Annotated in this window: 21 protein-coding genes; 11 read left to right on the top strand and 10 right to left on the bottom strand. The window is 57.4% G+C overall.

The window, feature by feature from the left end; genetic code table 11:
- Genes dapE through MID00_RS20065 form a run of 3 tightly spaced genes read left to right on the top strand, consistent with a single transcriptional unit; the run spans nucleotide 1 to nucleotide 3,976 of the window.
- Entirely contained in the window at nucleotides 1–1,137 is a 1,137-nt protein-coding gene (gene dapE / locus MID00_RS20055; protein WP_026482864.1) for a succinyl-diaminopimelate desuccinylase, read from the top strand.
- Nucleotides 1,131–2,054 carry a 50S ribosomal protein L3 N(5)-glutamine methyltransferase gene (prmB, locus tag MID00_RS20060; RefSeq protein WP_254499450.1) on the top strand — a complete coding sequence of 308 codons (924 nt, stop codon included), beginning with the start codon at nucleotides 1,131–1,133 and terminating at the stop codon, nucleotides 2,052–2,054. Before dapE ends, prmB begins: the two co-directional genes overlap by 7 nt.
- Nucleotides 2,051–3,976, top strand: coding sequence for an ATP-binding cassette domain-containing protein (locus tag MID00_RS20065; protein WP_137430898.1), 1,926 nt, complete (start codon nucleotides 2,051–2,053; stop codon nucleotides 3,974–3,976). Before prmB ends, MID00_RS20065 begins: the two co-directional genes overlap by 4 nt.
- A gap of 352 nt (nucleotides 3,977–4,328) precedes the next feature.
- On the opposite strand, the gene MID00_RS20070 is transcribed toward MID00_RS20065, so the two are convergent.
- Nucleotides 4,329–4,880: a TetR/AcrR family transcriptional regulator gene (locus MID00_RS20070; protein ID WP_254499451.1), complete on the bottom strand. Its 552-nt coding sequence runs from the start codon at nucleotides 4,878–4,880 to the stop codon at nucleotides 4,329–4,331.
- A 10-nt stretch (nucleotides 4,881–4,890) separates the two neighbouring features.
- Between MID00_RS20070 and MID00_RS20075 the strand changes: the two genes are divergently transcribed.
- Nucleotides 4,891–6,012: an MFS transporter gene (locus tag MID00_RS20075; protein WP_368044555.1), complete on the top strand. Its 1,122-nt coding sequence runs from the start codon at nucleotides 4,891–4,893 to the stop codon at nucleotides 6,010–6,012.
- A 117-nt stretch (nucleotides 6,013–6,129) separates the two neighbouring features.
- On the opposite strand, the gene MID00_RS20080 is transcribed toward MID00_RS20075, so the two are convergent.
- Genes MID00_RS20080 through MID00_RS20090 form a run of 3 tightly spaced genes read right to left on the bottom strand, consistent with a single transcriptional unit; the run spans nucleotide 6,130 to nucleotide 9,126 of the window.
- Nucleotides 6,130–6,411, bottom strand: coding sequence for a DUF4148 domain-containing protein (locus MID00_RS20080; protein WP_254499452.1), 282 nt, complete (start codon nucleotides 6,409–6,411; stop codon nucleotides 6,130–6,132).
- 43 nt (nucleotides 6,412–6,454) lie between these two features.
- The gene (locus MID00_RS20085; protein ID WP_254499453.1) at nucleotides 6,455–7,981 is read right to left on the bottom strand and encodes an MFS transporter; all 1,527 of its coding nucleotides are present in this window, start codon (nucleotides 7,979–7,981) and stop codon (nucleotides 6,455–6,457) included.
- A 2-nt stretch (nucleotides 7,982–7,983) separates the two neighbouring features.
- Nucleotides 7,984–9,126, bottom strand: a complete 1,143-nt coding sequence (locus MID00_RS20090) for an HlyD family secretion protein (protein WP_254499454.1) — start codon at nucleotides 9,124–9,126, stop codon at nucleotides 7,984–7,986.
- 98 nt (nucleotides 9,127–9,224) lie between these two features.
- Here MID00_RS20090 and MID00_RS20095 point away from each other — a divergent pair, with 98 nt between their 5' ends.
- From MID00_RS20095 to MID00_RS20105, 3 genes are all read left to right on the top strand, one after another.
- Nucleotides 9,225–9,872 carry a TetR/AcrR family transcriptional regulator C-terminal domain-containing protein gene (locus MID00_RS20095; protein ID WP_254499455.1) on the top strand — a complete coding sequence of 216 codons (648 nt, stop codon included), beginning with the start codon at nucleotides 9,225–9,227 and terminating at the stop codon, nucleotides 9,870–9,872.
- 23 nt (nucleotides 9,873–9,895) lie between these two features.
- Nucleotides 9,896–10,273 (top strand): hypothetical protein, encoded by a 378-nt coding sequence (locus MID00_RS20100; RefSeq protein WP_009455726.1) that lies wholly within the window; start codon nucleotides 9,896–9,898, stop codon nucleotides 10,271–10,273.
- Nucleotides 10,274–10,396: 123 nt separating this feature from the next.
- The gene (locus MID00_RS20105; RefSeq protein WP_254499456.1) at nucleotides 10,397–12,298 is read left to right on the top strand and encodes an alkaline phosphatase D family protein; all 1,902 of its coding nucleotides are present in this window, start codon (nucleotides 10,397–10,399) and stop codon (nucleotides 12,296–12,298) included.
- A gap of 23 nt (nucleotides 12,299–12,321) precedes the next feature.
- On the opposite strand, the gene MID00_RS20110 is transcribed toward MID00_RS20105, so the two are convergent.
- The 6 genes from MID00_RS20110 to purN form a co-directional block, all read right to left on the bottom strand.
- Nucleotides 12,322–12,630 carry a cytochrome c gene (locus MID00_RS20110; protein WP_009455724.1) on the bottom strand — a complete coding sequence of 103 codons (309 nt, stop codon included), beginning with the start codon at nucleotides 12,628–12,630 and terminating at the stop codon, nucleotides 12,322–12,324.
- Nucleotides 12,631–12,683: 53 nt separating this feature from the next.
- The gene (locus MID00_RS20115) at nucleotides 12,684–13,904 is read right to left on the bottom strand and encodes a sulfite oxidase (protein WP_250757049.1); all 1,221 of its coding nucleotides are present in this window, start codon (nucleotides 13,902–13,904) and stop codon (nucleotides 12,684–12,686) included.
- Between the two features lie 392 nt (nucleotides 13,905–14,296).
- Nucleotides 14,297–16,591 carry a UvrD-helicase domain-containing protein gene (locus MID00_RS20120; protein WP_022983186.1) on the bottom strand — a complete coding sequence of 765 codons (2,295 nt, stop codon included), beginning with the start codon at nucleotides 16,589–16,591 and terminating at the stop codon, nucleotides 14,297–14,299.
- On the bottom strand, nucleotides 16,588–17,814 hold the full coding sequence (locus tag MID00_RS20125; RefSeq protein ID WP_026482877.1) for a fatty acid desaturase: 1,227 nt from the start codon (nucleotides 17,812–17,814) through the stop codon (nucleotides 16,588–16,590). Before MID00_RS20125 ends, MID00_RS20120 begins: the two co-directional genes overlap by 4 nt.
- 101 nt (nucleotides 17,815–17,915) lie before the next feature.
- Nucleotides 17,916–19,181, bottom strand: coding sequence for an RsmB/NOP family class I SAM-dependent RNA methyltransferase (locus MID00_RS20130; RefSeq protein WP_045931823.1), 1,266 nt, complete (start codon nucleotides 19,179–19,181; stop codon nucleotides 17,916–17,918).
- A gap of 173 nt (nucleotides 19,182–19,354) precedes the next feature.
- A complete protein-coding gene (purN, locus tag MID00_RS20135) occupies nucleotides 19,355–20,011 on the bottom strand; it encodes a phosphoribosylglycinamide formyltransferase (RefSeq protein WP_026482878.1) in 657 nt (218 codons plus the stop codon).
- Nucleotides 20,012–20,060: 49 nt separating this feature from the next.
- Here purN and MID00_RS20140 point away from each other — a divergent pair, with 49 nt between their 5' ends.
- The 4 genes from MID00_RS20140 to coaBC are packed head-to-tail and all read left to right on the top strand — an operon-like array spanning nucleotide 20,061 to nucleotide 25,587.
- Complete coding sequence (locus MID00_RS20140) at nucleotides 20,061–21,026, top strand: bifunctional riboflavin kinase/FAD synthetase (RefSeq protein ID WP_137430892.1); 966 nt, start codon at nucleotides 20,061–20,063, stop codon at nucleotides 21,024–21,026.
- A complete protein-coding gene (ileS, locus tag MID00_RS20145; RefSeq protein ID WP_254499457.1) occupies nucleotides 21,016–23,856 on the top strand; it encodes an isoleucine--tRNA ligase in 2,841 nt (946 codons plus the stop codon). Before MID00_RS20140 ends, ileS begins: the two co-directional genes overlap by 11 nt.
- A 7-nt stretch (nucleotides 23,857–23,863) precedes the next feature.
- Complete coding sequence (gene lspA, locus MID00_RS20150) at nucleotides 23,864–24,382, top strand: signal peptidase II (protein ID WP_203145890.1); 519 nt, start codon at nucleotides 23,864–23,866, stop codon at nucleotides 24,380–24,382.
- Between the two features lie 20 nt (nucleotides 24,383–24,402).
- Nucleotides 24,403–25,587 carry a bifunctional phosphopantothenoylcysteine decarboxylase/phosphopantothenate--cysteine ligase CoaBC gene (gene coaBC / locus MID00_RS20155; protein WP_254499458.1) on the top strand — a complete coding sequence of 395 codons (1,185 nt, stop codon included), beginning with the start codon at nucleotides 24,403–24,405 and terminating at the stop codon, nucleotides 25,585–25,587.
- Nucleotides 25,588–25,612: the final 25 nt, after the last annotated feature.

Genomic DNA, 25,612 nt, shown 5'->3' on the forward strand with positions numbered 1-25,612 from the left:
ATGAGCACTGACAATTCTGTACTAGACACCCTCAAAGCCCTGATTGCCCGCCCCTCGGTCACCCCTGAGGACGCCCACTGCCAGCAATGGCTGGGCGCAAGGCTGGAGCAAGCGGGCTTTAGCCTGGAACATCTGCCCAGCGGCCCGGTGTCCAATCTGTGGGCCCGCCGTGGCACCCAGGCGCCCTTGTTTGTTTTTGCCGGTCACACAGACGTGGTTCCGACCGGGCCGGAAGCGGCCTGGGACTCGCCCCCGTTTGAGCCCACCGTGCGCGACGGTCAGCTGTATGGCCGTGGTGCGGCGGATATGAAAGCCTCGATTGCGGCCTTCATCCACGCAGTTGAGGAATTTACCCAGGCCCATCCTGAACACAAAGGCTCGATTGCCCTGCTGCTGACTTCGGATGAAGAAGGCCCCGCAACCGACGGCACCGTGCATGTGTGCCGTGTCCTGAAAGAGCGTGGCGAACAACTGGACTATTGCATCGTGGGCGAGCCCACCTGCTCGCGCCAATTAGGTGACACCATTAAAAATGGCCGTCGCGGCTCCCTGTCCGGTCACTTGATCGTAAAGGGTCGCCAAGGCCATGTGGCGTACCCGCAGTTGGCCATCAACCCGCTGCATGTATTCTCCCCTGCACTGCACGAACTGACAGACCGCATGTGGGACGCCGGCAATATCGACTTCCCGCCCACCAGCTTTCAGATTTCCAATATCCATGCCGGCACCGGGGCGGGTAATGTGATCCCCGGTCAACTGGATGTGCATTTCAACTTCCGCTTCTCCACCGAGCAAACACCTGCCGGCCTGCAAGCCGAAGTGGAATCCATCCTGCGCCGCCATGGTGTGGATTTCCAACTGGAATGGACACTGGGTGGCGAACCCTTCCTGACTGAGGCCGGACCGCTAAGCCAAGCTCTTGCCAAGGCCATTGAAACCGAAACCGGCGTGGAAACCGATCTGTCCACGACAGGCGGCACCTCGGATGGCCGCTTTATCGCTAAAATCTGCCCTCAAGTGGTCGAATTTGGCCCGCTCAACGCCAGCATCCATCAAATCAATGAACACGTTGCTGTGGCTGATCTTGAGCCTCTTAAAAACATTTATCGCCGTACATTGGAATCCCTGCTTTGTTAAGCCCTTGCATCGATCATTCCTCCCTGCTGGAAGCCCAGCAGGAACTGCGCACCGTGCGCGACTTGTTGCGCTGGTCTGTCAGCCAGTTCAACCGCTGTCAGCTGGCCTTCGGTCACGGCAGTGACAATGCCTGGGACGAGGCCGCCTATCTGCTGCTGCACACCCTGCATTTGCCCCTGGACACGCTAGACCCGTATCTGGATGCCACCGTGCTGGAGTCCGAGCGCGCTGCCTATCTGGCCCTGGTCGCACGACGCTGCAACGAGCGCGTGCCCGCCGCCTACCTGACTGGCGAAGCCTGGCTGCAAGGCCACCGCTTCCGCGTCACCGTCGACACCATCGTGCCGCGCTCTCCCATTGCTGAATTGCTGGCAGAGCAGTTGCAACCCTGGATTGCGGACCCCGATGCCATCTACAACGCCCTGGATTTGTGCACTGGCTCGGGCTGTCTGGCTATTTTGACCGCGCTGGCCTTCCCGCAAGCCCAGGTCGATGCCGTGGATCTGTCCGACGCCGCGCTGGAAGTGGCCCAGTCAAACATCGATGCCTTCGAGCTGAACGATCGCATGAGCTTGTACAAGAGCGATCTGCTGGACCAATTGCCGCCAAGCGCTTACGACCTGATCATTTGCAACCCACCGTATGTGAATGAACAGTCCATGCAGAACCTGCCCAAGGAATACCAGCACGAGCCACAACTGGCCCTGGCTGGAGGTGACGACGGCATGGACCTGGTGCGTCGCATTCTGGAAGCAGCCCCCAACTTCCTGGCGCCCGAAGGTGTGCTGGTATTGGAAATCGGCAATGAGTACGACAATTTCATCACCGCTTTCCCGGAGCTGGAGCCTATCTGGCTGAGCACGGAAACCGCTGAAGACCAGATTCTCTTGCTAAGCCGGGAGCAACTGGCTCTGTGATACGCGCAACTGGAATTACGCTGCGTCGCGGCGTCAAAGTCCTGCTGGACAATACTGATTTCATCGTCAACCCGGGCGAGCGCCTGGGCATTGTGGGCAAGAACGGTGCGGGTAAATCCTCGCTATTTGCCTTGTTGCAAGGCGAGCTGGATCTGGACGGGGGTGATCTGAGCATCCCCGAAGTCTGGGAAGTGGCCAGTGTGCGCCAGACCATTCCGGACCGTGACCGCCCTGCCCGCGAATTTGTTATCGATGGCGACGAGCGCTTGCGTGCCTTGCAGGAAAAACGTGCCAACACGCCCGATAGCGATGGTCAGGCCATTGCCGAACTGGAAAACGCCCTGATCGAAGCCGATGCCTGGTCCGCCCCCTCGCGTGCCGAGCAACTGCTGGCCGGTCTGGGTTTCCGCCCCGATCAGTGGATGCTGCCCGTGCGCGAGTTCTCCGGTGGCTGGCAAATGCGCCTGTCCCTGGCCCGCGCCCTGATGGCGCCTTCTGACCTGCTCTTGCTGGACGAACCCACCAACCACCTGGACTTGGACGCCATGCTCTGGCTGGAACGCTGGTTGGGCTCCTACCCCGGCACGGTCCTGCTGATTTCGCACGACACCGAGTTTCTGGATGCCGTGGCCCGTTCGATCCTGCACGTGGATCAAGGCAAGCTGGTTCGCTACAAAGGCGGCTACAACGACTTTCTGGTGCAACGTGCCGAGCGCGTGCAACAAAGCCAGATCGCCTACGAGCGTCAAACCCGTGAAGCCGCGCGCCTGCAAAGCTTTATTGACCGCTTCAAGGCCCAGGCCACCAAAGCCAAACAGGCGCAAAGCCGCGTCAAGGCTTTGGCCCGCATGCAGACCGTGACGCTCTTGCGCGACGACTCAAGCGTTTCCATTCGCCTGCCCTCGCCCGAATACACACCCGATCCCTTGCTGACATTGGATCAGGCTGATCTGGGTTACCCCGGTCAGGACAAGGCCATTTTGAGCCAGGTCCGTCTGATGGTGCGCGGCGGTGCCCGTGTGGGTATTTTGGGGATGAACGGTGCGGGTAAATCCACGCTGGTCAAAACCCTGGCTGGCAAGCTGGAACCTATCAAGGGCGAACGCCTGGAATCCAAAGGTCTGGTGATTGGCTACTTTGCCCAGCACCAGCTGGACTCCATTGACCCGGACTCCACTCCCCTGCAACATCTGGCGCGTCTGGCTCCGGATGTACGCGAGCAGGAACTGCGCAATTACCTGGGCTCCTTCGGTTTCAGCGGTGATATGGTCACCAGCCTGACCGCCCCCTTCTCCGGTGGCGAAAAGGCACGTCTGGCCCTGTCCCTGATTGTTTGGCAAAAACCCAACCTGCTCCTGCTGGACGAGCCAACCAACCACTTGGACGTGGATACCCGTGAGGCCCTGGCGACAGCCTTGGCTGATTACGGTGGCAGCGTGCTGCTGGTATCGCACGATCGCCATTTGTTGCGTTCTACCGTTGATTCTTTCTGGATTGTGGCCGATGGCCAGGTTCAGGAGTTTGACGGCGACCTGGAAGACTACCGCGACTGGCTACTGGCCCGCAGCGCGCAATCGCGCTCGGAAGCTCGCCAGGAAGCCCGTGCGGATACAGGCGCTGAAGGCACAGACCGCAAGACCCAACGCCGTCAGGAAGCCGAATTGCGTCAACGGCAAGCCCAACAACGCAAGCCATTGGAAAGCCGCTTGAAGAAAGTGGAGTCGGCCATGGAGAAAGCCCAGCTGCGTTTACAGGAGCTGGATACCTTGATGCAAGACCCCGACTTTTATTCAGACAGCTACAAGGACCAACGCCCCGCCTTGATGACCGAACATGGTGAGCTCACCAAGACGCATCAAACGCTGGAAGAAGAGTGGTTGGAAATTCAGGAAGCAATGGAAGAAATCGGGCGACAGGTCTAGGCCTATCGACTCCGTTCCGCTCGTGAACTCCTGAAAAAGAAGGCGCCATATCCACAAGGATTGGCGCCTTTTTGCTGAAAGCTCTTGATGGTCTGCAAAACGCACATCGAAGCCTTACGAGTTTGCTGACTCCTGGGTATCTGAGCCAGGACTATGAGCAGAGGATCTATACACTCGTAAACTTGGCTATGTCATCTCGTTCTTCGTTTTGCTGTATGCCATTCAGCGCATACGTTTAGCCAAGGTGAGTCCGGCTAGCAAACAACAACAACAACAACAACAACAACAACAACAACAACAACAACAACAAACTCATGTGAGCCAAAACTCACTTGAGAACCGGCTCGACAACTCAGCTCCCTTCACCCCCATTGCCACGGCTCGCACAGCCCAAATATCCACACAGCAAGTCCACAATGGCCTCTTCCACCTGCTCCGGTGGATACGGCACACCGGGCGGAATGATCGCACCATGAATCAGGGACTCCAGACTTTGCATTACTACCCAGGTGGCTAAATCCAGATCCTGCGGGGCAACCTCGCTGCGGTGCTCTTCCAGCAGTTGACGAATGCGGTCACGAATACTTTGATCAGCCTGGCTCTCGCTGGCTGGCGCATCAAAGAAAGGAAAATCCTTTTCCAGTACCCGATGCAATTCCGGGTCCACCCGATGCGCGGCCAACCAGGCTTTGACCAGATCACTCAAACGCCCCCGCAACCCCAGGGACTGCGTATCGGCCAGACTGCTTTCCATAGCCTGGTTCATTTGCAAAGCATGGTGTTCATGCAAGGCGGCAATCAGTGAGTCCTTATTCGGGAAGTACTGATACACCGAGCCCACGCTGACTCCAGCCACCTCCGCGACCACATTGGTATTGTTGCCGGCATAGCCACGCTCGGACAAAACGCGAGCCGTGTTCGTCAGTTTTCTAAGTATCGGGCTGCCCCTGCCCGTACTGCCCTTGCATGTACACAATGTGCTGGAGATGAGTACGCTGGTCGTGGGCCTGGTTATCGGTGTTCAATTCGCAGCCGCTTTGCTCTCCCGTGCCTGGGCCGGGAATCTGGCTGATACACAAGGCTCCAAGCACGCCGTCATGCTGGGTTTGATGGTGATGTGCTTGTCCGGCCTGGCCTATCTGGCTTCGTTGAGCTTTGTCAGCACACCAACCCTATCGGTCTGGGTGCTGGTGATTGGCCGTATCTTGCTGGGTTGCGGTGAAAGCCTGATTGTGACGGGTGCCTTGAGCTGGGGCATCGGCCTGGTTGGCCCGCAAAATGCAGGCAAAGTCATGGCCTGGGTGGGTGTGGCCATGTACGGCGCCTACGCCGTCGGCGCCCCTCTGGGTGTTGTGGTGAACCAGGATTACGGTTTTAACGGTATCGCCGTCGCCGTCACGCTGTTGCCTTTGATTTCCCTGGTGATGCTGCTTAAGACCCGCGCCACCGCCCCCACTGCGCTGCGTCGTACCCCTTTCTACCAAGTCCTGGGATTGGTCTGGGGCGCCGGTATGGGCTTGCTGCTATGCAGTGTCGGTTTTGGCAGTCTGACCGCCTTTATCGCCCTGCTCTTTGCTGATCGCAACTGGGGCAATGCTTCGCTGGCATTCACTGCCTTTGGGCTTGCCTTCATTGCTGCGCGCATGTTCTTTGGTCATCTGCCTGACAAGCTGGGCGGGGCACGCGTCGCTTTGCTATGCGTGCTGGTGGAAGCAGCGGGTCTCTTGCTGATCTGGGGTGCCCACCGCCCTGCGATTGCGTACCTGGGTGCAGCCTTGACCGGATGGGGCTATTCCCTGGCCTTTCCTGGTTTTGGTGTCGAGGCCGTACGCCGCGCACCACCCGAAAGCCGAGGTGTCGCCATGGGCGCCTATGTCGCCTTTCTGGACATTTCTTTGGGCATCACCGGCCCTGCCCTGGGCGCAGTCGCAGGAACCTGGGGGCTGGAAGCGATTTATCTGTTCAGTGCAGTGGTCGTTAGCTTGTCTGTACTGGTGGCGCTGCGTTTGATGCGTCATCCTATAGCCCAGGTTTGAAACCCGTTCCCGCAAAAGCAATTTCATAAAAGCAAAAGGGACTGAGCTTGCCGTTAGGCAGTCTCAGTCCCTTTTTAAACCTTAAACAAAATACCGCAAAGGCAGCTCAAGACAGCCTTATGGGGCTACATACAAAAGGCGGCCCTGTTTTCTGGCTTGTTCCAGCTCCTGCACAACCTGCTGACGCGTCTTATGAACACTGCCCGCAGGCAGGACTGGATATTCATCGTCTGCAAAATCCAGCAAACCGGCTTGTTGAGCCTCTTGCAACTCCTGAACCACCTGAGCGCGACTGTTGCTGTAGCTCTGGCCCTGCACCTGTGCAGTTCCGTCAGCCGCCCAAGCAGCGCTTGAAGCGATCAAAGCCGTGCAAGCCACTGTCCATAAACCTAATTTCATAATGAATCTCCTTGATTAAAAAAAACCGCCTCTCCGCCAGGACCTAAACAGGTCGAGCAAAGGGAGGCGCAATGGGATTGGGGGGTGAAGAACGCAACAGCACGGCCAGACACAAGGCCAGCAAGCTGCACCAAAACACCAGGTTGTAGGCGCTGATCTGCGCAGCGACCTGCGATTCACGAGCCAGAACGCGAGCCAAGGCGGCCACGCCGTCCGAAGCCCTCTCCATAACCAGAGGGTCACCCTCTACAAGATGGCTACTCAGACTGCTGCGGCTGATATCGCCTGCCATGCGCAGCCAGGTCGACACCAGCGTGGCGGCGGCAACGGGCGTAAAGACACGAGCAGTGGGGACATACACACCCAAAGCCACTCCATGTTGAGGATTCAGATTGGTCACAAAAGCAGCAATCAACCCGATCAACATGGTGCTCTCGCCCACAGACTGCAAAATCAGGATCGAAACAAACTGCTCCACACGCCAGTCATGGCTAATATGAGTCCCCAGCCAGGCGGTGAAGGCGATGATGCTTAAACCGAGAATCATCATCAGGCGTGGCTCAAGACGTCGGGCCAGATAGATCGCCAGCGGAGTCGAGGCCAGGTAAGCCCCAAACGCAATCCAGGTGGCAGCACCCGCTTGCAGGGGCTTCAAGTCCCCCATCTGGGTCAGAAAGCTGGGGATCAGCAAAGACGTCGGTGTCATCAGCACGCCGAACAGGCAGGCAATAATCAGGCACACACGGATATTTCGATTGCTCAAAGCCATCAGGCTGGCAAAGGAGTTCTGCCTGCGCATGCCACGTCCTATCGCGGCCGCCACAAGCACCACGCCACCGAGCAAAGCAGAAACAACCAGACCGGAATCAGTCCAGCCCAGCCGTTCCGCGGACTCTATCCCGACAAAGGCCAGCACCAAACCCGTACAAAACAAGGCCATCCCGCCCCAATCGGCGTTTTGCAATTGGTCGCGATCTATAGGCGTCAACGGCATGGCTTTCCAGGCCAGAAACGCAATCACTGGCCCCACAAAAGCAGTGGGCCAATATACCCAATGCCAACTGAACTCCTCCAGTAAAAAACCGGACGTGCCATAGCCCGCATCCATGCCGGTTGAAACACGCAAGCTGTACGCTGCCATGACAGCCAGCCAAAGCCGAGGGTGCACACTGCGCAAAGCCAGGGACATCGTCAGTGGCAGGTAAATCCCCAGACAAAGTCCGGCCAGTCCGTGCAGGCTCAACAAGACGGGGTAATGATGGGCAAAGAAAGGGATCAAAAAGGCGGCCAGGCCCAACAGCAGGCTGGGCACCAGCAGTACCCGGGTCGGCCCGATTACGGTTGCCAGCCAGGGCGCAATCGGCATGGAGATCAACTGCGCCGCATTCAAGGCCGTTCCCAACCAGGCCGCCTCCAACACATCCAGGCCAAACTGGCCGCGCAAGTCCGGCAAGGCAGCGGAAAACAGACGCCCTTGCACGGTGGTCAAGACCGCGCCCAGGAAGATCGCCATCACGGTCAGGATGGGGCGTGCGGTTTGCGTATTAGCCATCAGCCTGGAGAACGGCATGGTCAGCCCTCCTGAGCCCGAACGACGGCCAGTTGACGAGTCTGTTTCAAACCCGGCATGTCATAAGCCGCAACGTGGGAACCCGCCGTGTCGATTCTGGCCTGTGCCGACATACCGGGGCGCAGACGCTCCAACTGTGCCTGGCCCGGCTCCAGCTCAATACGCACCGGTATGCGCTGCACCACTTTGGTGAAATTTCCGGAGGCATTATCGGCAGGCAATAAGGAAGACTCAGCCCCGCTCATGGGTGCAATCTCTACTACGCGCCCCCGCCAACTGCCACCGGGCAAGCCATCCACGGTCAACTCCACCGGCTGCCCAGGTTGCACATGCGCAAGCTGCGTTTCCTTGTAGTTTGCAATGACGTAGGCCTGCTCCATGGGGACGATGGAAACAATCTGCGTGCCCTGGTTCAACAAGCTGCCTACTTGCACATGACGCTTGTTCAAGACCCCGTCAAAAGGGGCCACAATCCGCGTATAGCCCAAATTGCGACGAGCAGACTCCAAGGCAGCTTCAGCCGATTTCAAATCAGCGGTACGAATCGCACGCTGCCCCTGCAGAACCTTCAGGGAGTTTTTCGCCAGCTCCACTTGCGCGGTAGCGGCCTCCCCTTGGCTGATTGCCTCATCCAGATCGGCCTGGGCGTTTTCATAGCCTTGCCGTGACAAGGCACCTTCCTTGACCAGCCTTGCCTGACGCGAAGGATTATTACGATATTGCCGCACGCGCACCTGCACGGAGCGCAGCTTGGCTTGCGCCTGTTTAATACGCGCCTGTTGCTGTGCAATTTCACCGTCCAGATTGTCCAGATGGGCCTGCGCCTTGGACTGTTCCGCCCGCGCTGCCGCCACGGCCAGCTCGTAATCGGCCGGATCAATCTGCGCAATCAGATCCCCCGCCTTGACCTGCTCATAATCCCCCAAGGGCAAGGCTTTCACGTAGCCCGAAACCTTGGCACTGAGCACCGCAAAATCGGATTTCACGTAAGCATTCTGAGTGCTCTGTATGCGGCGGCTACTGGTCCACTCGTTCCACTGCGTGGTCGCCAGAATCAGCAGCCCAATCATGGCCAGGCAGCCCAGCCAAGGAGCCAGCCGCAGGCCCAGTGCTTTGCGCTCCGTCGAAGTTGTTGAGGTGCTCATAACCGTATCCCTGCTCAATCAAAAATCACAACCTAACACTGTTAGTCTATGAGCGAATGATACACTAACATCGTTAGGTTGCAAATATCGGAGAGAACATGGCAACAAAAGCGCCCCGTATTCAACGTGAACACATCATCCAGACAGCGCTGGACTTGCTGGACCAGGAGGGGCTGGAAGGCCTGACTTTGCGCAAACTGGCTCAGGCCCTGAATATCCAGGCGCCATCGCTGTATTGGCATTTCAATGCCAAGCAAGCCTTGATTGATGGCATGGCTGACGCTCTGGTAGAAAACGTGGCGCGTCACTGTCCAACGGACCAAGCCTGGGATGAACAAGTTCGGCATCTGGGCCTGGAGTTCCGGCAGGCCCTGTTGCAAAGGCGAGACGGCGCTCGCGTCTTTGCGGGTACCTATGTAGTCACCGACAATGTGCTGCGCACCAGCGAAGCCTTTTTGTCCGCTTTCATGCAGGCAGGCGCAGACAGTCAATTTGCTGCCGAGGCCAGCTTTAGCCTGATCTACTACATTCTGGGTTTTGTCATGGAAGAACAGGCTCTGGGGCCCGGCAGCACATTGGACCTGTCTTTACGCAAACAGGCTTTTTTAGAATTGGCTCAAGAAAAGTACCCCAGCAACTGGCAGGCACGCGAGGCAATCTTTTCCGATGATTTTACGGGCCGTTTTATCACTGGCCTGAACCTGTTGATTGATGGTACAAAGCAGCGCATTCAAAACAAATCATAAACAGACACTCTCAGGACCCGCACATGCACGTTGCTACACAGGAATTCCCACGTATCTGGATCTCGAACAGCGCCCCATCCAATTGGAAAGCGGAACTGGAAGCCTTGCTGGATCAAGGACGACGCTTTGTCTTGTTGACCCGCGAGCTGCCCGGTGCAGAGGAAGGCACGGACAAGGAGGAATTCTCACAATGGATCAAGGCCAACCGCAGCCGTCTGAGCGTGTCCTGTGCCGCCAGCCTGGTAGTTGTCAGCAATGCCTTGATGGCCTTTTCCTTGAATGCCTTTGTCGCCCCTTTGAGCGAAAAATTCGGCTTTCCAGTCCGCGTGGTGCATGAGGACGATCTGGACGCGCAAATTACCGCTTTTCTGGCTGCCAGCCCGGAAGTGGCAGACAGCTAAGCAGTACGAGTTGCAACTTTATAGGCCCTACACTGTCCATTATCTTTTCTGATTTTGACTGTCACCCGTTTGAGTTTCTCCCCACATCTCCCCACACTGCCGCCTGTACTGGCAGGCCCTATTTTGCGTCGCCTCGATTCCCAGCGCCTGGTGCTATGGCTGGTTGGCAGCTCGGCCTTGAGCCTGGACCTGGTCCTGCAAGCAGAGGGTGCCGCTCCCCAGCGTATTTCGCTCAGTAGCGAGCACTGTCGCATCGTACAGTTGGGCAAGCAGGCCTTTATCCACTTTCTGGATGTACCACTAACTACAGCCCTGCCCCAAGACACGCTTGTTCACTACGATTTGCTCGCCTCAATCGAAGGTGGACCGGAGCAAGGGATTGCTGATTGGGCTCCCCATCTGCTGCACCAGGGTCAAACCCGGCCCAGCTTTGTGCTGGCCAGCCGCGCTGACAATCTGATGTTTGGCTCGTGCCGCAAGCCTCATCACGCCTCGCGCGATGGTTTGGCTCAGGCCGACACAGTCTTGAGTGAGCACATTACCCAAGCCCATGCCCGGCCTGCCTTGCTGATGCTGTCCGGAGACCAGGTTTACGCCGACGATGTGGCCGGCCCCATGCTGGCGGCCATTCATGCCTTGATTGAGCGGCTAGGCTTGTATGGGGAATATCTGGAAGGCGCCGTCGTCTCGGATAGTGAATCGCTTTACCGGCACCACGCCAGCTACTACCGACGTGCGGATTTGCTGCCTGCCTTCAAATCCAACGAAGATCTGCGCGAGCGCTTTTTTGGTGGTGTGGAAAAACCGATTTTCACCACTGCCAACGCACACAATCACTTGGTCACGCTGGCCGAAGTCATGGCCATGTATTTGCTGGTTTGGTCCCCCATCCCATGGCAAATCATTCCCGAGCCTGAGCCTCCTCAATTGGAGCCCAAGCATCAGCAACGCTGGCAACGCGAGTCACTGGCATTGGAAGGTTTCCGTCAGGACCTGCCCCAAGCAGCACGCCTTTTGGCCCACGTGCAAACCTTGATGATTTTCGACGACCACGACATCACCGATGACTGGAATCTGTCCGCCAAATGGGAAAGCGTCGCCTATGGCCATCCTTTTTCACGGCAGATCGTAGGCAATGCCCTGATCGCCTATATGTTGTGTCAGGGTTGGGGCAACCGGCCCGAGGTGTTTGAGTCGGTGCTGAATACGGTGACCGCCTGGACCAGCCAGACGGATGAACATCAGCGTCTTGAACATGAAGCTCAAGATGCGCTGATCAAGGAACTGCTGGAGTTTCGCCAATGGGACTATGTGCTGCGCACCCAGCCTACCCTGATCGTGCTGGATACACGCACGCGCCGCTGGCATAAACGCCGTTTGCCCAGTCGCCCGTCCGGACTGATGGATTGGGAATCCTTGACCGAGCTTCAACACGAATTGCTGGATGAGCGCGCCGCCATCATTGTGTCGCCCACGCCCATGTTTGGCGTCAAGCTGATCGAAGTCATACAAAGCATCTGCACGTACGCGGGTTTTGCCCTGACGGTAGACGCCGAGAACTGGATGGCCCACAGAGGGGCTGCCAACACCATGCTGAACATCTTCAGGCACTCACGCACACCCGGAAACTACGTGATTCTGTCCGGCGATGTGCACTATTCCTTTGTCTACGATGTACAGGTACGCCATAGCGGGCACATTCCACATATCTGGCAAGTCACCAGCAGCGGCATCAAGAACGAATTTCCGGAAGCTTTATTGAACTGGCTGGATCGGCTGAACCGCTGGCTCTACTCGCCGCGATCCCCTCTGAACTGGTTTACGCAACGCCGTGACCTGAGCATCAGCCCGCGTCTGCCGGATCAGCGCAAACAGGGGGAACGGGTATGGAATGGTTCCGGAATCGGCCAGATCTGGCTGGATGAGGAAGGTCGCCCCGCCCGCATCCTGCATCACAATGCCAACAAAAAGCCGCCTACCGAATTTCTGCCTCCGGATCAGGAGAAGAAAGGGGAAGGCGGCTAGCGTCTGGCTACAGCAGGTAGAACTTACTGACCCGCTACAGAGCTGACATAGGTGGCGACAGCATCACGCTCTTCGTCACTCATGGTTTGTGCAAAAGAAGGCATGGCGCCCATGCCTTCTTTCATGACCTTCAGGATCTGTTCCTTGCCTGGCTTGAGTTCATCCAGATCCGGACCAATTGCCCCGGCTGAACCAGCATCAGCCAAGGTATGACAGACCGCACAGGCAATAGGTTTGGCACCTGTCAGAAACAGTTCCCTGCCTTGCTCCTGAGCGTAGGCTTGAGTACTAAAAACAAATACAGATACTGCAGCAACTAGATATTTCTTCATGATTCCCTTCCATAGCCGCCCCGAGCTGACGGGGCGGGTACAACATTCAAGACTTAAACGACCGTGACAGCCAACATGTGGTCGCGCCAGCTGTTATTCAAATAGCCGCGGTTATTAGGTACGCGCTCTTCAGGCTGTACCGTGCCTGCCTCACTGGTAGCGCGACTGGCAATCTCGTACTTGCCTGGTTTCAAATCCACGCCTGCAACGAACTGACGCCACGCATACTTGCCCAGATCAGGGCCTACAAACGTCGCTTTCACCCAGTTCTTGCCACCATCCACGGACACTTCCACTTCTTTGGCTGCCGACATGCCTCCAAAAGCCAAGCCCTGGATCTGCACCTTGCCGGCCTTGAGTTCTTCGCCAGGCTCACCACTAGGACTGGTCACCCAGGACTTGACGGGCATTTCCCAAACCGACTCCTGATTGGGGTTGGACTTTTCACCCACAGGCGCCAAACGGTAGCTGTTTTGCTGAATGTTGGCAGCAGACTGCTCCTTGGTAAACGCCAGTTGCTTGATGTACTTGACGTTATTGACCCCGGTGTAACCCGGCACGATCAAGCGCAAGGGGCCGCCGTGAGCCAAGGGGATGGGTTGACCATTGATTTCCCAGGCCAAGATAGCGTCATCAATGGCTTCCAGGGGAATCGAACGCTCTACCATAATGGTGTTCGGGTCCAGCCCCTGAGGAATTTCCTCGCCGCCCTGACCGGTCATGTACTTGGCGCCCTCCTCCATGCCGCCCACAGCCTCCAGCACGGCCTTGATCGGCACGCCGGTAAAGACCACACAGCCAGCTGCACCTACCGTCCACTGAGTACCACTGGGTTTTTCAGGGAAAAAAGCACGACCATTACCCGAACACTGCAGCACCATGGGCACAGCCACCAAACCCAGGCGTTTCAGCTCGGCGACGCTCATGTCTTTCGGTTTCTTCACACCCTTGATCGACAGCACCCAGGCGTCCGGATCAGCAACGATCTGTTCGGACGGGGGAGCGACGTTATTACGCACGAACAAGCGATCCAGCGGCGTGATCAAACCCGAGCCAAAAGCGCTGCGTTTGGTTTCAATAGTGTTGGCACTGTGCACGATCAAGCTGTCGGCATGTTTCCAGGATGCATAGGCTGGCAAGGTTTTGGCCTGCGTTTTTGCCTTTTCCTGAGCCAGTGCCGCTGACAAGGGCGTCAGGCTTGCCGTTCCCGCCAAAGCCATGACTCCGCCCGTGGACAAAAGCATGCGCCGGCGCGAGAGATTGCTAGGTTCCATGATCGCCTCCATGTGTGTTTGTTATTTGTAATTAATTTAGGCTTCGATTTTATGGGGGCACCATCTTTATAACTAGAATCTACAACCCTTATATATAACGCTCATATAGCAGCTAAAAGAAGAATACTAAAAACAGGAAACCCGCATACAGCAAGGGATTCCGAACACACCATCCTTCTGTCAAAAACAGGAAATAAAACATGAATCTTTTCTTGGGAGGCTACGAAACCAAGAATGAGGAACTGGAGAATTGAACTGCTTGATGCAAGAACCAGGCCAAAAACAAGTCTGTTTGAAAATTCCCATCGCTTTGTGCGGCCATAAAAAAAAGCCCCCGGAGTTTCCGGGGGCCTTCAAACGGCGATTGACTGATTCAGTAGTTGCTTCACTTTTTAGCTAACAGGATCCAGTTTGGCAATGGCCAAGGCCAAAGTCTTGCTGCCGACTTCACGGAACTGAATCAAGGCTTGGGCATCGTCGCCCTGACCCGTCAGATTAATAATGGTGCCTTCACCAAAGCGGTTGTGATGCACCCCCTGCCCCACCCGGAAAGTCTGGCCATTCACTTCCAGCACGCTGGTGTGACTGCGACCGCCGTAAGGCTGGGCTGAATAGCTCTTGTCCTTGGACTCCCAGCTTTGACCACGACGGAAGGCGCCCGAACTGGCCTCTGACTGCATGGGTGTACTGGTATAGCGGGCCGACAACCATTTGATGTGTTGCTCAGGCAGCTCTTCCAGAAAGCGCGAACGCATGGCGTAACGCGTCTGGCCGTGCAACATGCGGCTTTGCGCCAGAGTGATGTACAGTCGCTGACGCGCCCGCGTAATCGCCACGTACATCAAACGACGCTCTTCCTCGATCCCACCGGGGTCGAACAAGCTGTTCTCATGCGGGAACAAGCCCTCTTCCAAACCAGTAATGAAGACGGCATCGAACTCCAGACCTTTGGCTGCGTGGATCGTCATCAACTGAATGGCGTCCTGGCCTGCCTGGGCCTGATTGTCCCCTGCTTCCAGAGAAGCATGAGTCAAGAAAGAGCCCAAAGGCGACATGGGAGCCAGCACAGAGGCAGCCGGTTGATCCGGGTTTTGCATAGCCTGCTCGGACTCGCCCGCTACCGCTTCAGGGACTCGACCTGCGGGCAGTTCGGCAAAGCCTTCTTCACCCACAAAAACCGTAGCCGCGTTGACCAACTCCTGCAAGTTTTCCAGCCGTTCGGCACCTTCGCGGTCGGCCTGGTAATGGGCCAGCAAGGTACTGTCGTGGACAACGTGCTCAATCAGCTCGGGCAAGGACAGGATCTGTGCCTGGCTGGCCATATCCTGAATCAGGTTCGAGAAACGCATCAGGCTGGCAGCCGCACGTCCTTGCAGGTAAGGAATGGCACGCAGCAAGCTGGTACCACGCTCACGCGCCAGATCAGCCAGCTGCTCCACGGAGCGAGCGCCAATCCCACGAGTCGGGAAGTTCACGACGCGCAAGAAAGCGGTGTCATCGTCCGCGTTATCCATCAACCGCAAGTAAGCCAGTACGTGCTTGATTTCCTGACGCTCGAAAAAGCGGTGGCCGCCATACACTTTGTAGGGCAAGCCTTGGGAAAACAGTCTGTGCTCAATCACTCGGGACTGGGCGTTGCTGCGATACAGGATGGCAATTTCACGGCGTGGCTTGCCTTCGGCGATCAGGGCGCGGACTTCGTCCACAATCCACTGAGCCTCCAGGGCATCCGAGGCCAGTTCGCTGATGCGTACCAGCTCGCCTTCGCCACTATCGGTCCATAAATTCTTGCCCAGACGGCCGCTATTGTTCTCGATCAGCGCGTTGGCCGAATCCAGAATATGGCCGCAGGAACGGTAGTTCTGCTCCAGGCGTATCACATTGCCACGGGCATAGTCGCGCTCGAAGTCGGCCATATTGCCCACGTTCGCGCCACGGAATGCGTAGATGGACTGGTCATCGTCGCCCACGGCAAACATGCAGGCCTGATCACCGGCCAAAAGACGCAACCAGCGATACTGCAGCACGTTGGTGTCCTGGAACTCGTCGACCAGAATGTGTTTGAAACGGCGCTGATAATGCTCGCGAATCGGGGCATTGCGGGACAACAGCTCGTAGGCACGCAGCAGCAGCTCGCCAAAGTCCACTACTCCTTCACGTTCGCACTGCTCTTGATAAAGCTGATAAAGCTCGATCAGGCGGCGGCGGTGAGGGTCGTGCGCTTCCAGGTCGCCAGGACGTTGGCCATCTTCTTTACAGGCGTTGATGAACTTCTGAATTTCCTTGGGCGGAAATTTCTCGTCATCCACATTATTGGCCTTGACCATACGCTTGATGGAGGCCAACTGATCTGCCGTATCCAGAATCTGGAACGTCTGCACCAGACCGGCATCACGGTAATGCATGCGCAGCAGGCGATTGCACAGGCCGTGAAAGGTCCCGACCCACATTCCGCGGGTATCGATAGGCAATAAAGAAGTAAGCCGCGTCAGCATTTCGCGCGCGGCTTTATTGGTGAAGGTAACAGCAGCAAGGCCATGTGGGCTGACCTGCCCGGTCTGGATTAACCAGGCCATTCGGGAGGTCAGTACACTGGTTTTTCCGCTACCCGCTCCGGCCAGCACCAGGGCATGGCCAGAGGGTAAAGTAACGGCGGCTCGCTGTTCCGGGTTTAAGCGATCCATCATGCCGCGTAGCGGCGCAGACGCAAGGCGAACTGCTCAAGACTTTCAATACCACTTTGCTGAGCGCGCTGGCACCAGGTGCGCAGGTCGGACAACAACTGCTCGCTGGAGGCACTGGAGCTTTCCCAGATACCAGCCAGTTCACGCTGCATGCGAACCAGGATGGACAGGCGGGAATCGCCAGCCGCTACGGTTTCCAGTTCAGCGCGCTGCTCGGGAGCCAGAACGTCGTCGCCGCGACCGATCCAGTCGTTGCAGCTTTCCAGCAGGGACCAGGAGCAATTCGGGTTGTCCTTGTTCACTTGTGGCTTCAGACGAGCGATTTCTTCCGAGGCCGTGGTTTTGATGATGTCCGCATAGCGGGCCAGAATTTCGTAGCGGTGAGTAATCACGCCCTGCAAGGTTGCCAGGCTAATGCCTTCCAGCGGAGCATTCGAAGGCACGCTAGGCTCCAGACGCAGCTTGGGAGCGACCTTCTTGACCTTGGCCAGACCCAGTGCCTTGAACACCGAGATGTAGCACCAGCCCAAGTCGAATTCGTACCATTTGCTGGAGAACTTGGCGGACGTACCGTAAGCGTGATGGTTGTTGTGCAGCTCTTCACCACCAATGATGATGCCCCAAGGGAACACGTTGGTGCTGGTATCAGGGCTGGCAAAGTTGCGGTAACCGATAGCGTGACCCAGACCGTTCACCACACCGGCTGCCCAGAAAGGAATCCAGGCCATCTGGATAGCCCAGACAGTCAGACCCAGCAGACCGAACAGGAACAGATCAATACCCAACATGATGGTAATACCCAACATGCTGTACTTGCTGTACAGGTTGCGCTCGAGCCAGTCATCGGGCGTGCCGTGACCGAAACGCTTCAAGGTTTCAGGGTTGGTGGCTTCCTGACGGTACAGTTCTGCACCACGGAAGAACACCTGGCCCAGACCAAAGACCACAGGGGAATGGGGATCGCCTTCACGTTCGCATTTGGCGTGGTGCTTGCGGTGAATCGCAACCCATTCTTTTGTGACCATACCGGTGGTCATCCAGAGCCAGAAACGGAAGAAATGCATCAGCGCAGGGTGCAGGTCCAGCCCGCGGTGCGCCTGACTGCGGTGGAGAAATACGGTAACTGACACAATAGTGACATGCGTCACCGCCAGAATGACGAGAGTAAGCTGCCACCAAGACAGTTGCAGCCATCCGTCAGCAAGAAAAGAAAGAAACGATTGCATAGACCCTTTTAGACCTGATCTTTGTGTTAAGGGAAACCGGAAAAGTGTAGCCCACCTAACCAGTTAACAATAACACTATTTAAGGACGAACTTGCTTTAAATCAAGCACTTTCCGTGATTCGTTCAAGTGCCGCACCAAAGAAACAGTCGGTTTGGTGACGGTCCGTGCGCAGATTCAAATAAGGCCCCTCTAGCGCGAGGGCCGGACATTTGTCCTTCAAGATTTCCCGGGCGTCCAGCAGTTTGAATTCGGGATGTTTGTCCAAGAATGCCTGCACTTGCTGCTCGTTTTCTTCAGGCAAGAAACTACATGTTGCATAAACCAAACGACCTCCTGGTGCGACACAAGCCGCGGCTTGCTCCAGAATGTCGGCCTGCATCTGAGTGTACTGCTCCAGAGCTTGGGGGTGTTGACGCCACTTAAGATCAGGATTTCGACGCAAAGTTCCCAATCCACTGCACGGAGCGTCTACCAATACACGCTGTGCCTTGCCATGCAGGCGGCGAACACGCTGGTCGCCCGCTTCCTGAATCACGACAGGCACCACATTGGACAGACCAGCACGGGCAAAGCGCGGTTTGGCCTTGTTCAAGCGGGTGGCTGACACGTCAAAGGCGTACAAACGGCCTGTGGAGCGCATCAAGGCGCCCAGCAGCAGGGATTTGCCACCGGCACCGGCGCAGTAGTCAATAACCATCTCGCCACGGCGAGGCTCCAGCAAGGCGGTCAGCAACTGGCTGCCCTCTTCCTGAATTTCCAGCTCGCCTTTCTCATACTGTGGCCATACTGCGACAGATGGTCGACCTTCAATACGGATACCCCAAGGCGAAAACGGCATGGCAACCGGTTTGAAACGAGCCATAGGGCCGTTTTGCAGCTGGCGCAACACAGTATCGCGCTCGGCTTTCATGGGGTTGACACGCAAATCCAGCAAGGCCTGCTCGTTCATGGCGGCCATCAGCTTGTAGGAATCCGGAATCTCTTTCAGACGCTCTTCCAGCCACTCGGGCAGGCTCAGGCGCACGCCAACCGGCAGACCGTCCACATTCAGGGCGCGGATATGGCCCAGCCACTGGCGCTCTTCTTCCGTCAGCCCCAAAGACAGGGATTCCTGACCGATAGCCGTAGACAGGCCCAGAATGGCCAGACGACGGGTAGATGGGCCTACGCCGCTTTCCGCCCAGTTACGGTACTGACGCAGGTGGCGCAGCACATCAAACACGGCCTCACGGATCTCGGCACGGTCACGCGAGCCCATTTTGGGGCGTGTACGCGCCCAGCGTGTCAAGGCCAGGTCGGCGGGGTGCTTCCACTGCAAAACTTCACCCAGGGCGCTGGAGACCTGCTCCAGACGGCGCTGTGCCATCGCGCCCGGCTCGGGTGGACCCGAGGGTTTGTCGCGGCGTGCTGCATAAGGGCGACCACGCGCTCCGGACTCGTTACGTTGGGCAGACGAGGACGGGCGCTTGCGGTCCGAGCGGCCGCGGGATTGTTGGTGATCAGACATGAATATTCAAAAATTCCAAATAGCCCGCTCAATCAGGCGGGGAAATAAAAGCCGCGATGCGCAAGTCCGGCAACCTCGACACGGCCATCAGCCTGCAAACGCACCCGTCCCTCGATCAGCCAGCGTACGGCCTCGGTATAGACGTGGTGTTCGGTTGCCAAAACGCGCTCTGCCAGAGTCTGTGCATCATCGTCGTGCAGGACGGGCACGATACTTTGAGCAATGATGGGACCATCATCGAGCACAGGGGTCACAAAGTGCACCGAGCAGCCGTGAAACTGCACGCCCGCGTCAAGTGCCTGTTGATGGGTATTCAAACCGGGAAAGCTAGGAAGCAAGGATGGGTGTATATTGATGAGCTTGCCTGCATAGTGCTGAACAAAATCGGTGCTCAGGATGCGCATGAATCCCGCAAGTAGAACATAATCTGGCTGGTAGCGGTCGATCACGCGTGCCAAAGCCTGGTCAAAGGCTTCACGTGTTGCAAATTCGCGATGCGAAACCGTCTCGGTAGGCAGCCCTTGACGCTGCGCCCATTCCAGTCCGGGCGCATCGCCCTTGTTAGAGATGACCGCCTCGATACGGCCATTTAAGCCCGCTGTCTTGATCAGTTCGCCTATGGCCTGCAAGTTGGAGCCCCGGCCTGAAATAAGCACAACAAGGCGACAAGGTAGGGTGGAATCGGTCAAAATCCTGTTTCCCGAGAAATAACGAATCCAAAATTGTAAACTCTCGCTTGTGAAATCTGATCTAAAACTCTATCGCTCTCTGCCGCGGCGCAACAGCACGGCCCGCAGCGCTGTCACCATTGGCAATTTTGACGGGGTCCATCTGGGCCATCAGGCCATCTTGCATCGCGTCAATGAAATGGCGCGCCAACAGGACCTGAGCTCCTGTGTGATGACCTTTACGCCCCACCCGCGCGCCTTTTTTGCGCAGCGCGGCCAACGGCCCGAACTGATCCCCACACAGATCAGCGGCCTGCGCGACAAGGTCGAAGCCCTGCATCAATGTGGCATTGAACAAATTTATCTGGCCCGCTTCAATCAGGCCATGGCCGATATGTCGGCAGCCACCTTTATTGACGAGATTCTGGTCCAGGGTCTGAACACTGGCTGGCTGCTGGTGGGCGAGGATTTCCGCTACGGCCACAAACGGGCCGGCGACATTGAAATGTTGCGCGAAGCGGGCAAGCGCCATGGCTTTAACGTCGAGACTCTGCACGATGTCGCCGATGCCGATGGCCGCCGCATCTCCAGCTCGGAAGTGCGCACCGCCCTGGCCGTGGGTCAACTGGACCGAGCCCGTGCCCTGCTGGGCAAACCCTTTCATATTAGTGGTCATGTCATTCATGGCCAGAAACTGGGCCGGGACATTGGCTACCCGACCCTGAATGTGCGTGTTCCTGAACACTGTGCCGCCCGCTCCGGCGTGTACGTGGTCCGGGTGCACGGACTGACCGGACAGGCTCTGCCCGGCATTGCCTCCTTGGGGGTACGCCCAACCGTCATAGACCAGGGACGGCTGCTGTTAGAGGTGCATTTACTGGACCAACGCCTGGATGCTTACGGTAAACTTGCCCGTATAGAATTTCTGGAATTTGTCAGGGACGAGGAAAAATTCCCGGACCTCATCACAATGATCGCCGCCATCGACAACGATGCACAACGCGCTCGCGACTACTTTGCTTCAAATGGACTATAAAAACTCTCTCAATTTGCCCGACACTCCCTTTCCCATGCGTGGTGACCTCGCCAAACGTGAGCCGGGCTGGATTAGCCAGTGGGAAGAAAACAAAGTCTATGCAGCAATTCGGCAAGCCAGTGCCGGTCGTCCCAAATTTATTTTGCACGACGGCCCTCCCTATGCGAACGGCGACATTCACATTGGCCACGCGGTCAACAAAGTTCTGAAAGACATCATCGTCAAAAGCCGCAATATGGCGGGCTTTGACGCGCAATACGTGCCCGGCTGGGACTGCCACGGCATGCCCATTGAAGTTCAGATCGAAAAGAAATACGGCAAGAACCTGCCTGTAGCTGAAGTTCAGGCCAAGGCGCGCGCCTACGCGCTGGAACAGATCGACAGCCAGCGCAAGGACTTCAAACGCCTGGGCGTGCTGGCCGACTGGGAGAACCCTTACCTGACCATGAATTTCAGTAACGAAGCCGACGAGCTGCGCGTACTGTCCAAGATCATGCAAAAGGGTTTCGTGTTCCGTGGCCTGAAGCCCGTGAACTGGTGTTTTGACTGTGGTTCCGCCCTGGCAGAAGCCGAGGTTGAGTACGCCGATCGCACCGACCCGTCCGTGCACGTAGCCTTCCCCTTCGCGGAAAAGGACAAACTGGCCGCCGCCTTTGGCGTGGACAGCGTGGACGATGGCGCCATCGTTATCTGGACCACCACCCCCTGGACCATCCCTGCCAACCAGGCACTGAACGTACACCCTGAAATCAGCTACGCCCTGGTCAAGCTGGACAGCCCACGCGCCACCGGCTCCATGCTGATCGTGGCCGAAGAGCTGGTGAAATCCTGCCTGGAACAATGGGGCCTGAGCGGCCAGGTCATGGCCACCGCTACCGGCGAAGCCCTGAACCTGATCGAATTCAACCACCCTCTGGCTCACGTGGACGCAGGCTACCAACGCCGCTCCCCCGTGTACCTGGGCGACTATGTCACCCTGGACAGCGGTACGGGCGTGGTGCACTCGGCCCCGGCCTACGGTATTGAAGACTTTATCTCCTGCAAAGCCCACGGCATGAAGGACGACGACATGCTCACGCCCGTGATGGGCAATGGGCATTACGCCGAAAATCTGCCTCTGTTTGGCGGCCAGATGATCTGGAAAGCCAACCCGCAAATCGTGGAAGCCTTGCAGAACGCCGGCACCTTGCTGAAAACCGAACAGCACCCGCACAGCTACATGCACTGCTGGCGTCACAAGACGCCCATCATCTACCGCGCCACCAGCCAATGGTTTGCCGGTATGGATAAGGAAAACAGCAGCGGCCGTACCCTGCGTGAAATGGCGCTGGAAGCCATTGATAACACCGAGTTCTACCCCTCCTGGGGTCGTGCCCGCCTGCACGCCATGATCGCCAACCGCCCGGACTGGACTTTGTCGCGTCAGCGCCAATGGGGTGTGCCCATGGCTTTCTTTGTGCACAAGGAAACGGGTGAACTGCACCCCCGCACGCCCGAGCTGATGGAACAAGTAGCCGAGCGTATCGAAAAGAGCGGTATCGAAGCCTGGCAGAACCTGGACCCACGCGACCTGCTGGGTGACGAAGCCGATCTGTACGAGAAAAACCGCGACACGCTGGACGTGTGGTTTGACTCGGGCACCACACACGCTACCGTGCTGGGCGGCAAGGATCACACCACCCACGGCTCGCACGCTGACAAGCTGCAATGGCCTGCCGACCTGTACCTGGAAGGCTCAGATCAACACCGTGGCTGGTTCCACTCGTCCTTGCTGACGGGCTGCATGCTGTATGGCCGCGCGCCCTACAAAGCCCTGCTGACCCACGGCTTCGTGGTGGACGGCAATGGCCGCAAGATGAGCAAATCGCTGGGCAACATCATCAAGCCGCAAGAAATTGCCGACAAGATGGGTGCCGAGATCATGCGCCTGTGGGCCGCCTCCACCGACTACTCGGGCGAGCTGTCCATCTCCGACGAAATTCTGAAGCGTGTTGTGGAAGGCTACCGCCGTATCCGCAATACCTTGAAGTTCCTGCTGGGTAACCTGGCCGACTTCGATGTCACCCAACATGCTGTGCCTGTTGATCAACTGACCGAAATCGACCGCTACGCCCTGCAAATGACCGCCGACATGCAGGCCGAGTTGCTGGAGAACTACAAGCGCTACGAGTTCCACCCCATCGTGGCTCGCTTGCAGACCTTCTGCTCCGAAGACCTGGGCGCGTTCTATCTGGATATTCTGAAAGACCGTCTGTACACCACGGCTAAAGATGGCCAGCCACGTCGCTCGGCTCAAACCGCGCTGTATCACCTGACACAGACCCTGCTCAAGTTGATGGCTCCTATCCTGTCTTTCACGGCAGAAGAAGCCTGGCGCGACATGCACGGTGGTTCGGTTCCTAGCGGCACCATCTTCACCGAACTGTTCCATGTCCTGCCCGAGCAAGGCGAACAATCGGCACTGAGCAGCAAGTGGCAACGCCTGCGCGCCATCCGTGCCGACGTGATGCGCCGCATTGAAGACGTACGTAGCACCGGCGCCATCGGCTCCTCCCTGGCTGCCGAGATCGACATCTATGCCAACGGTCAGGATCTGGAATTCCTGCAATCCCTGGGCGAAGACTTGCGCTTCATGCTGATCGTCTCGCGTGCCGATGTGCATGCAGGCGAAGGCGACTTGCGCATCGACGTTACCCCTACCGAACAGGCCAAGTGCGAGCGTTGCTGGCACCACCGCCCTGACGTAGGCCAGAGCGCCGAGCACCCCACCCTGTGTGGTCGTTGCGAGGACAATCTGTTTGGCGAAGGCGAAGTGCGTCACCATGCCTGATAAGGACATGGCCCCTTCTCCCGGCCAGGCCCGACTGCCCTCGCGGCAGTTCTGGGCCTGGATTGCTCTGGCCGCCTTTATTGTCGGCCTGGACCAATGGACCAAACAGTATTTCGACAGCAACCTGTTCTATCAGGAACGTTGGAATATCCTGCCCTTTTTTGATTTCACCCTGCTCTACAACCCCGGCGCGGCGTTCAGCTTTCTGGCCGGTGGTCAGGGTTGGCAGCGCTGGTTCTTTGTCGGCATCGCAGCCGTTGCCACGGTATTTATCGTGACCATGCTGCGCCGCTCGGCCAAGCAACCCTTGTTTTGCCTGTCGCTAAGCCTGATTCTGGGCGGTGCCATCGGCAACGTGGTGGATCGCCTGATGCACGGGCACGTGGTAGATTTTCTGCTGTTCTACTGGAATCAATCCTACTTTCCGGCCTTCAATATTGCCGACGTCGCCATCAGCTGCGGCGCTGCCCTGTTGGTGCTGGACGAGTTCATGCGCATGCGCCGCAACAAACGACAGCGCTCCTGAGTCTGTAAGGATCATGTCCTATGCTTAGCAATAAAAAACTGGTGTTTGGCATCACCGGCGGCATCGCTGCTTATAAAACCGCCGAACTCTTGCGTCGCAGCCAGGACCAGGGTGCCCGGATTGATGTGGTCATGACTGAATCGGCCACGCGCTTCATCAGCCCGGTCACCTTCCAGGCCTTATCTGGCCGTACCGTCTACACCGACCTGTGGGATGCGCGTGTTCCCAACAATATGGCCCACATCCAGCTGAGCCGGGATGCGGACGCCATCCTGATCGCCCCCGCCAGCACCAACTTCATGGCCAAGCTGGCCAACGGTCTGGCCGACGACTTGCTCAGCACCTTGTGTATTGCTCGTGGCCATTGCCCCCTGTTGATCGCCCCAGCCATGAACCGGGAAATGTGGCTGCACCCGGCCACCCAACGCAATGTCGAACAACTGCGCCGCGATGGTGTACACATTCTTGGCCCCGGCAGTGGCGACCAGGCCTGTGGTGAAACCGGCGATGGCCGCATGCTGGAACCGGCCCAACTGCTGGCAGAGCTCACGTCCTTCTTTCAGCCCAAACTGCTGGCAGGCAAACGCGTCCTAATCACCGCTGGCCCAACCAGCGAGCCGATTGACCCAGTGCGCGTCATCAGCAACCGCTCCTCCGGCAAAATGGGTTACGCCATTGCCCGTGCGGCTCAAGAAGCGGGTGCACAAGTGACTCTTGTCTCCGGCCCCGTTGCACTGGAAACGCCCTATCAGGTGCGTCGCATCAATGTAGAAACCGCCCGTCAGATGCACGCCACTGTCATGTCCCAAGTGGATGATGCCGATATTTTTATCAGCGTTGCAGCGGTAGCGGACTGGTACGTCAGCAATGCCAGCGACATCAAGATCAAGAAGACGTCCGAACAAGCCACGCCGGACCTGCAATTCAGCCCCAACCCCGACATTCTGGCCGAGGTTGCTGCACTGAAGAACGGTCCTTTCTGTGTAGGCTTTGCCGCCGAGACCGACAACTTGATCGAGCACGCCCAAGCCAAGCGTCAACGCAAGAACGTGCCCTTACTGGTTGCCAACCTGGCTCAGCGCGCCATGAACGCCGACGATACCGAACTGGTGCTGTTTGACGAGCAAGGCCATATACAATGGCCTGCTCAGGATAAACTGCTGGCCGCACGCCAGCTGGTGCAAAACATCGCCCAGCGGCTTTAATCCCTTTTCTCTTTTATGATGACGG

This window comes from Alcaligenes sp. NLF5-7 (genome assembly GCF_024266725.1).
In the GTDB taxonomy this organism is placed as follows: Bacteria; Pseudomonadota; Gammaproteobacteria; order Burkholderiales; family Burkholderiaceae_B; genus Alcaligenes; species Alcaligenes phenolicus.